The organism is Amycolatopsis sp. NBC_00355 (assembly GCF_036104975.1).
Classification (GTDB): domain Bacteria; phylum Actinomycetota; class Actinomycetes; order Mycobacteriales; family Pseudonocardiaceae; genus Amycolatopsis.
The window spans coordinates 1,224,207-1,232,811 of record NZ_CP107982.1; the positions used below are offsets into that span (position 1 = coordinate 1,224,207).

Consider the following 8,605-nt stretch of genomic DNA (forward strand, 5'->3'; position numbering starts at 1 on the left):
CGCGGTCCGCGGCGCTGGGGGAGCGGCCGACTCGCGGACCGAATCGACCACTCCCGCGCGCGTGTTGGCCGGTGTGGCCGCCGGGTGCGGCCGGAAAGACTAAGGGTTTGCGGGCGCGGGGTGGGTTTGAATCACGCGATGCGGAATCCGGACCCGGCCCCGGGATCCGGCGCCGCCGGACCCGTCCGGACGACACCGAGAGGCCAGGATGGCTAGCGAGAGCCAGCTTCGTGACTACCTCAAGCGCGTCACCGCCGACCTGCACCGGTCCCGGCAGCGCGTGCGCGAGTTCGAGACGGCCGCGACCGAGCCGATCGCCGTGATCGGGATCGGCTGCCGGTTCCCCGGCGGCGTCTGTTCGCCGGAGCAGCTGTGGGACCTCGTCGCGGCCGGCACCGACGCGATCGGGCCGCTGCCCGCGGGCCGCGGCTGGGACGCGCTGCTCGCCGGCGTCGACCGCAGCACCGTCAGCCTCGGTGACGTCGACGCCTGGCGCGGCGGCTTCGTCGACGAGCCCGACCGCTTCGACGCCGGGTTCTTCCGCATCTCCCCGCGCGAGGCCCTCGCCATGGACCCGCAGCAGCGGGTGCTGCTGGAGGTCACCTGGGAGGCCCTCGAACGCGCCCGGATCGTCCCCGCGAGCCTGCGCGGCAGCCGCACCGGCGTCTTCGTCGGCACCAACGGCCAGAGCTACGGCAAGCTCCTCGCCGCGTCCGGCGAGACCGTCGAAGGGCACACCGGCACCGGCAACACCGCCGCCGTGCTGTCCGGCCGGATCGCCTACGCCTTCGGGTTCGAAGGCGCCTCGGTCACCGTCGACACGGCCTGTTCGTCCTCACTGGTCGCCGCGCACTGGGCGACGCAGTCCCTGCGCTCCGGCGAATGCTCCCTGGCTCTCGCGGGCGGCGTTACGGTGATGGCGACGCCCGAGGCGTTCGCGGAGTTCAGCAAGCAGGGCGGCCTCGCGCCGGACGGCCGCTGCAAGGCGTTCGCCGACGGCGCCGACGGCGTCGGCTGGTCCGAAGGCGCCGGGATCCTCGTCCTGGAACGGCTTTCCGACGCCCAGCGCCACGGCCACCCGGTGCTCGCCGTGCTGCGCGGCACCGCCGTGAACTCCGACGGCGCCAGCAGCGGCCTGACCGTCCCCAATGGACCGTCGCAGCAACGCGTGATCCGCTCCGCGCTCGCCGCGTCCGGCCTGACGACGAACGACGTCGACGTCGTGGAAGCCCACGGCACCGGCACGAAGCTCGGCGACCCGATCGAGGCGCAGGCGCTGCTGGCGACCTACGGCAAGGACCGCGAGACGCCGCTGCTGCTCGGGTCGGTCAAGTCGAACTTCGGCCACACCCAGGCGGCCGCGGGTGTCGCCGGGATCATCAAGATGGTCATGGCGATCCGCCACGGCGAAGTGCCGCGCACGCTGCACGCCGAGACGCCGTCGTCCGAGGTGGACTGGTCCGCCGGCGCCGTCACCCCGGTCACCGAGCAGGTGTCCTGGCCGGAGACCGACCGGCCGCGCCGCGCGGCGGTGTCGTCGTTCGGGGTCAGCGGCACCAACGCCCACACGATCGTCGAGCAGGCCCCCGAACCCGAACCCGTGGAGCCCGCGACCACCGCCGGTCCCGTGGCGTGGTTCGCTTCGGCCCGTTCCGAGACGGCGTTGCGGGCCCAGGTCGAGCGCCTTCTCGCCGCGACGGCCGACAGCGCAACCGCCGCCGACGTCGCTCTGTCCACGGCCGTGACGCGCGCCGGGTTCGAACACGGCCTGGCCGCCGTCGGCCCGGACTCCGCGACCCTGCGCGAAGCGTTGCGTGGCTGGCTCGGCAGGGGCGCAGCTCCCGGCGTCACCACGGCGTCCGCGATCCGCGGCGAGACGGCGTTCCTGTTCTCCGGCCAAGGCGCCCAGCACCGGGACATGGGCCGCCGCCTGTCCGAGGTCTACCCGGCCTTCGCGGCCGCTTTCAACGAGATCGTCGAGAAGTTCCCGAACCTGCGTGACGCCCTCGGCGACGACCGGATCGACCGGACCGAGTTCGCGCAGCCCGCGCTGTTCGCCTTCGAGGTCGCGCTGGCCCGCCTGCTGCAGTCGTGGGGCGTCCGCCCGGACCACGTCACCGGGCACTCGGTCGGCGAGATCGCCGCCGCGCACGTCGCCGGGGTCCTGACCCTGGACGACGCCTGCACGCTGGTCGCCGCGCGCGCCCGGCTGATGGGCGCCCTGCCCGAAGGCGGCGTCATGGTCGCCGTGCGTGCGTCCGAAGTGGACGTTCAGCTGGTGCTGGAGGACGGCGTCGACATCGCCGCCGTCAACGGCCCGGAGTCGGTTGTGCTCTCCGGTGTCGAGGACGCGGTCGTCGCGGTCGCCGCGAAGTTCGCCAAGCACCGCCGCCTGCGCGTCTCGCACGCCTTCCACTCGGTCCTGATGGAGCCGATGCTGGACGAGTTCCGCCAGGTCGTCGCCCAACTCGCCTTCGCCGCCCCGCGCGTCCCGGTCGTCTCGGCCGGCGACGTCACCGACCCGGAGTACTGGGTCCGGCAGGTCCGCGACACCGTCCGCTTCGGCGACGCCCTGTCGCGGCTCACCGAAGCCGGCGTGACGCGGTTCGCCGAGATCGGCCCGGACGCCGTGCTGTCCGGCCTGGTCGACGCGGCCGTCGTCGTACCCCTGTCCCGCCGCGACCACGACGAGGACACCACGCTGGTCACCGGGCTCGCCGCACTGCACGTCGGCGGCGGCACCGTCGACTGGACGGCCGTGCTCCCCGGGGCCCGCCTGGTCGACCTGCCCACCTACCCGTTCCAACGCGAACGCTACTGGCCGACGCTCACCGTCCGCGCCGGCAACGCCGCCGGGCTCGGTCTCGCCGCCGTCCGCCACCCGCTGCTCGGCGCCGCCCTCGACGTCGCCGGGACGACCGAGTCCCTGCTCACCGGCACGCTCTCGCTGGCCACACAGCCGTGGCTGGCGGCGCACCTGGACGACGGCCGGATCACCTTCCCCGGCAACGGATTCCTCGAACTCGCCCTGCGTGCGGCCCGCAACCTCGGCTGCCCGGAGATCGCCGAGCTGACGCTCACCACGCCGCTGGTGCTCGGCCCGTCCGACGCCCTCGTGCTGCAGGTGCGGGTCGGCTCGCCCGAGGCCGACGGCAGCCGCCCGATCGACGTCCACAGCGCGCCCGCCGGCACCGACGTGCCGGACTGGACCCACCACGCCACCGGCACCCTCGCCGCCGGCCCCGGCCCGGAACCCGCGGTGCTGACCGAAGGCGCGTACCGCACGGACATCACCCTGCCGGACACCCTCGATGGCCACTTCGACCTCCATCCGCTGCTGCTCGGCGAAGCGCTGCGCGCCTGCGTCGCCGACGGTGAGCCCGCCCCGGAGCCCCGGGTCTGGCGCGGCGTTTCCCTGCACGCCCAGGGCGTGACCCGGCTGCGGCTGCGGGTGGCGCCGCTCGGCGACGCATCCGTGAGCCTGGCCCTGCTCGACTCGGCGGACCGGCCGGTGTTCGTGGCCGGTGAGGTCGAGTTCGCCGGCGGCACCGGCCTGGCGAATCTGTCCGGCCTGGCCGCCGGGCCCGTGCCGCGCGTCGCCGCCAGCCCGCTGGCCGGGAACTGGGCCGACCTCGGCGAGGCCGACCGCACCCGCGCGGCCGAAGACCTGGTCCGCACCACCGTCGCGGCCGTGCTCGGCCACGGCGACACCGGCGCCGTCGGCACCGGCCAGCCGTTCACCGACCTCGGCTTCGACTCGATGATGTCGGTCGAACTCCGCAACCGCCTGACCGCCGCGACGACCCTGGACCTGCCGGCCACGCTCGTGTTCGACCACCCCACCCCGGCCGACGTCGCGCAGCTGCTGCTCGCCGGCCTCTTCGGGGAAGCCGAGCGCAGCGGCCCGGTCCGCCGCACCCGGGCGCGCGGTGACGACCCGGTCGTCATCGTCGGCATGAGCTGCCGCTACCCCGGCGGCGTCCGGTCCCCGGCCGACCTCTGGACCATGGTCTCGAACGGCGACGACGCCGTCGGCCCGTTCCCCGCCGACCGCGGCTGGGACCTGGCCTCGCTCGCCGCGGGCGCGTCCGCCACGACCTACGGCGGGTTCCTCGACGAGATCGACCGCTTCGACGCGTCCTTCTTCGGCATCTCGCCCCGCGAGGCCCTCGCCATGGACCCGCAGCAGCGCCAGGTGCTCGAGACGTCGTGGGAAGCCCTGGAAGACGCCGGGATCGACCCGCTCGGCCTGCGCGCCAGCGCCACCGGCGTGTTCGTCGGCACCAACGGCCAGGACTACGCGAGTGTGCTCGCCGGCAGCGACGCCGACGTCGGCGCGCACGCGGGCCTCGGCAACGCGGCCAGCGCCGTCTCCGGCCGGGTGTCCTACGTGCTGGGCCTCGAAGGTCCGTCGATGACCGTCGACACGGCCTGTTCGTCGTCGCTGGTCGCACTGCACCTGGCGAGCCAGGCGCTGCGGGGCGGCGAGTGTTCGCTCGCCCTCGTCGGCGGCGTGCTGGTGATGTCCAGCGCCAACTACTTCCTCGGCACCAGCCAGCAGGGCGGCCTCGCCCCGGACGGGCGTTGCAAGGCGTTCGCCGACGCGGCCGACGGCACCGGCTGGGCCGAAGGCGTCGGCATGCTCGTCGTCGAACGCCTCTCCGACGCGCGTCGCAACGGCCACGAAGTCCTCGCCGTGGTGCGCGGCTCCGCGGTCAACTCCGACGGCGCGTCCAACGGCATCACCGCTCCCAACGGCCCGTCCCAGCGCCGGGTGATCCGCGCCGCGCTGGAAGACGCCGGACTGTCCACATCGGACGTCGACGTCGTCGAAGCACACGGCACCGGGACCACTCTCGGCGACCCGATCGAGGCGCAGGCGCTGCTGGCCACCTACGGTCAGGACCGCGAGAACCCGCTGCTGCTCGGCTCGTTCAAGTCCAACATCGGGCACACCCAGGCGGCCGCCGGGGTCGGCGGGATCATCAAGATGGTCCAGGCGATGCGGCACGGCGTCGTACCGCCGACCCTGCACGTCGACGCCCCGTCGTCCCATGTGGACTGGACGACCGGCGCCATCGAGCTGGTCACCGAGCCGACGCCGTGGCCCGCCGCCGAACGCCCGCGCCGCGCCGGCGTCTCCGCTTTCGGCGTCAGCGGTACGAACGCCCACGTCGTCCTGGAACAGGCCCCGGCCGCCCCGGCACGCAAGCCGGACCCGGAGCCCGCAGTCGTCCCGTGGGTGCTGTCCGCGGCGAGCCGTTCCGCGCTCGAGGCGCAGGCCGCCCGGCTGATCGAAACGGACAGCACGCCGCTCGCCGCCACTGGCCTCGCCCTCGCGACTCACCGTGCCGCGCTGCACCACCGCGCGGTCGTCGTCGGCGCGGACCCGGCCGCGCTGCGGTCCGGACTGACCGCGCTGGCCGCCGGTGACGAGGCCGGGAACGTCGTCGAGGGTACGGCCCGCGACGGCGGTCTCGCGCTGCTGTTCACCGGGCAGGGCTCGCAGCGGCTCGGCATGGGCCGCGACCTGCACGCCCGCTTCCCGGTCTTCCGCGACGCCTTCGACGAGGTCTGCGCACAGTTCGAGGGGCCACTGAGCGACGTCGTCTTCGGCGACGACGCCGAGCTGCTCGACACGACCGGCTGGGCGCAGCCCGCGATCTTCGCGCTGGAAGTCGCGCTGCTGCGGCTGATCGAATCCTGGGGCGTGCGGGCCGACCACTTCGCCGGCCACTCGATCGGCGAGATCGCCGCCGCGCACGGCGCCGGGGTGCTGTCCCTGGAAGACGCGTGTACGCTCGTCGCCGCCCGGGCCCGCCTGATGCAGGAGCTGCCCGAGGGCGGCGCGATGATCGCGCTGCGGGCGAGCGCCGACGAGGTGCGGCCGCTGCTCGGCCCGGACGTCTCGCTCGCCGCGATCAACGGGCCCGCGTCCGTCGTGATCGCCGGGACCGAAGCGGCCGCCGAAGCCGTCGCCGCGCACTTCGGGAAGGCCCGGCGGATCACCGTCAGCCACGCCTTCCACTCGCCGTTGATGGAACCGATGCTGGACGACTTCGCGAAGGTCGTCGCCGGGCTCGACCTGCGTGTGCCGCGCCGGGCGGTCGTGTCCGCCGTGACCGGGAGGCCCGAGCGGGAACTGCTGGCCACCGCGCAGTACTGGGTAGACCACGTCCGCCAGACCGTCCGGTTCGGTGACGTCGTCGCGGACCTCGCCGCCCGCGGGGTCACCCGGTTCGTCGAGGTCGGCCCGGACGGCGTGCTGTCCGGCATGGCCGCGGAGACCCTGGACGACGCCCTGCTCGTGCCGCTGCTGCGGGCGGGCCGCGACGAAGAGACGACCGTCGTCACCGCGCTGGCCCGCCTGCACGCCGACGGCGTCGACGTGGCCTGGGACGCGTTCTTCGCCGGGGCCGACGCGCGCGGCGTCAGCCTGCCGACCTACCCGTTCGCGGGGGAGCGGTTCTGGCCGCAGCCGGCGGCCGTCGCGACGCCGGTGGAGAGCGGTGGCGACGAAGAGTTCTGGGCCGCCCTCGACGGCGCCGACTTCACCGGACTGGCCGCGGAACTCGACGCCGACGCCGACGAACTCGCCCGCGTTCTGCCCGCGCTTTCCGCACGCCGCAAGGGACATGTGGACCGCACGGTCACCGACGGCTGGCGCTACCGCGTCGACTGGCAGCCCCTGACGGCCACCGCCGCACCGCGTCGCGAAGACTGGCTGGTCGCCGTGCCAGCCGCCCTCGACGGCGACGAGCGGATCGACGTCATCGTGGACGCGCTCGGCGCCGACACCGTCCGGCTGGTCGTCGACACCCCGGACCGCGACGTCCTCCACGACCGGATCACCGCCCTGCTCGAGAGTTTTCCGCGCCCGGCGGGGGTTCTGTCCCTGCTCGCGCTGGACGAGGAACCCGCGGTCGACACGCCGTCGGTGCCCGCCGGGCTCGCGACGACGGCCGCGCTCGTCCAGGCCCTCGGCGACGCCGGGGTCGACGCGCCGCTGTGGTGCGTGACCACCGGCGCTGTCCGGATCGGCCCGGCCGACGCGGCCGGGAGCCTGGCGCAGGCCGCCGTCTGGGGCCTGGGCCGGGTGGCCGCGATGGAGTATCCCGGCCGCTGGGGCGGGCTCGTCGACCTGCCCGTCGACTTCGACCCCCGTGCGCTCACCCGGCTGCCCGCGACGCTGGCCGCGGCGGGGGAGGAGGACCAGCTCGCGCTGCGCCCGGGTGGCGCGCACGTCCGCCGTCTCGTCCCCGCCCCGGCCGGAGCGCCGGTCCCGGACCGGGCCGCCGTCCCGAAGGACGGCACGATCATCGTCACCGGTGGTACCGGCGCGCTGGGCGGGAAGCTCGCGCACTGGCTCGCCGACGAAGGCGCCGGGCACATCGTCCTCACCAGCCGTCGCGGCCTCGACGCGCCCGGTGCGCGGGAACTCGCCGACGACCTGACCGCGGCCGGGGCCCGGGTGACCGTCGCCGCCTGCGACGTCTCCGACAAGACCGCGCTGGCCGGCCTCATCAGCGGTCTGCCGGAGGAGTTCCCGCTGCGGGGCGTGGTGCACGCCGCCGGTGTGCTCGACGACTGCGTGGTCGACGCCGTCGACCCGGGCCGTTTCGAGACCGTGCTGCGGCCGAAGACGGCCGCCGCGCTCAATCTGCACGAACTGACCGCGGACCACGACCTGAGCATGTTCGTGTTGTTCGCCTCGATCGCCGGCACCGTCGGCGGGCCCGGCCAGGGCAGCTACGCCGCTGCCAACGCCGTGCTCGACGCCCTCGCCGAACAACGCGCCCGGGCCGGGCTGGCCGCGACGTCGGTCGCCTGGGGCGCCTGGGGCGAGGTCGGCATGGCCGCCGACCCGGCGATCCAGGAACGCATGCGCCGCAGTGGCGCCGCGGCCCTCGCGCCGAGACGCGCGCTCCTCGCCCTCGGCGAGGCCCTGCGCCGCGGTGACGTCTCCCTGACCGTCGCCGACATCGACTGGAGCCGCTACGCGCCGGGCATGGCGCTGATGCGGATGACGCACCTGCTCGACGGAGTGCCGGCCGCCCGCGCCGCCGTCGAGGCCGCGCGGCGCGAACCGGAATCCACGGAAGAGTCCCTGGTGGACGAACTCGCCGCGATGTCCGAACCGGAGCGGGTCAGCACGCTGTCCCGCGCAGTGCGGACGGCCGCCGCGATGATCCTCGGGCACTCCTCGCCCGACGCGATCGAGCCGGAGGCGAAGTTCGGCGGCCTGGGCTTCGACTCGCTGAGCGCGGTCGAGTTCCGCAACCTCCTGGCTCGCCGCACCGGGCTGAACCTGGCGCAGGGCATCGTCTTCGACCACCCGACGCCGCTCGCGCTCGCGCAGTACCTGCGGACCGAGCTGGTGCCGGCGGACCGGCCCGCGGCCGATCCGCTGACCGAAGAACTGGACCGGCTGGAACGGGCGCTGGCGGGCGCCCAGCTCAGTGACATCCGCAAGGACGACCTCACCCGACGGCTGCACGGGCTGCTCGACGGGATGCGGTCCGACCGCGTCGCCGGCGACGTCGTCCTCGCGGCCTCGGACGACGAAATGTTCGACCTGCTCGGCAAGGAGTTCGGGATCTCGTGA

General features: G+C 74.6%; 1 protein-coding gene. It reads left to right on the forward strand.

Annotation, left to right across the window (positions count from 1 at the left end; all coding sequences use genetic code 11):
* The first annotated feature begins 208 nt into the window (after positions 1 to 208).
* Positions 209 to 8,605 (forward strand): type I polyketide synthase, encoded by an 8,397-nt coding sequence (locus OHS18_RS05040; protein ID WP_328616112.1) that lies wholly within the window; start codon positions 209 to 211, stop codon positions 8,603 to 8,605.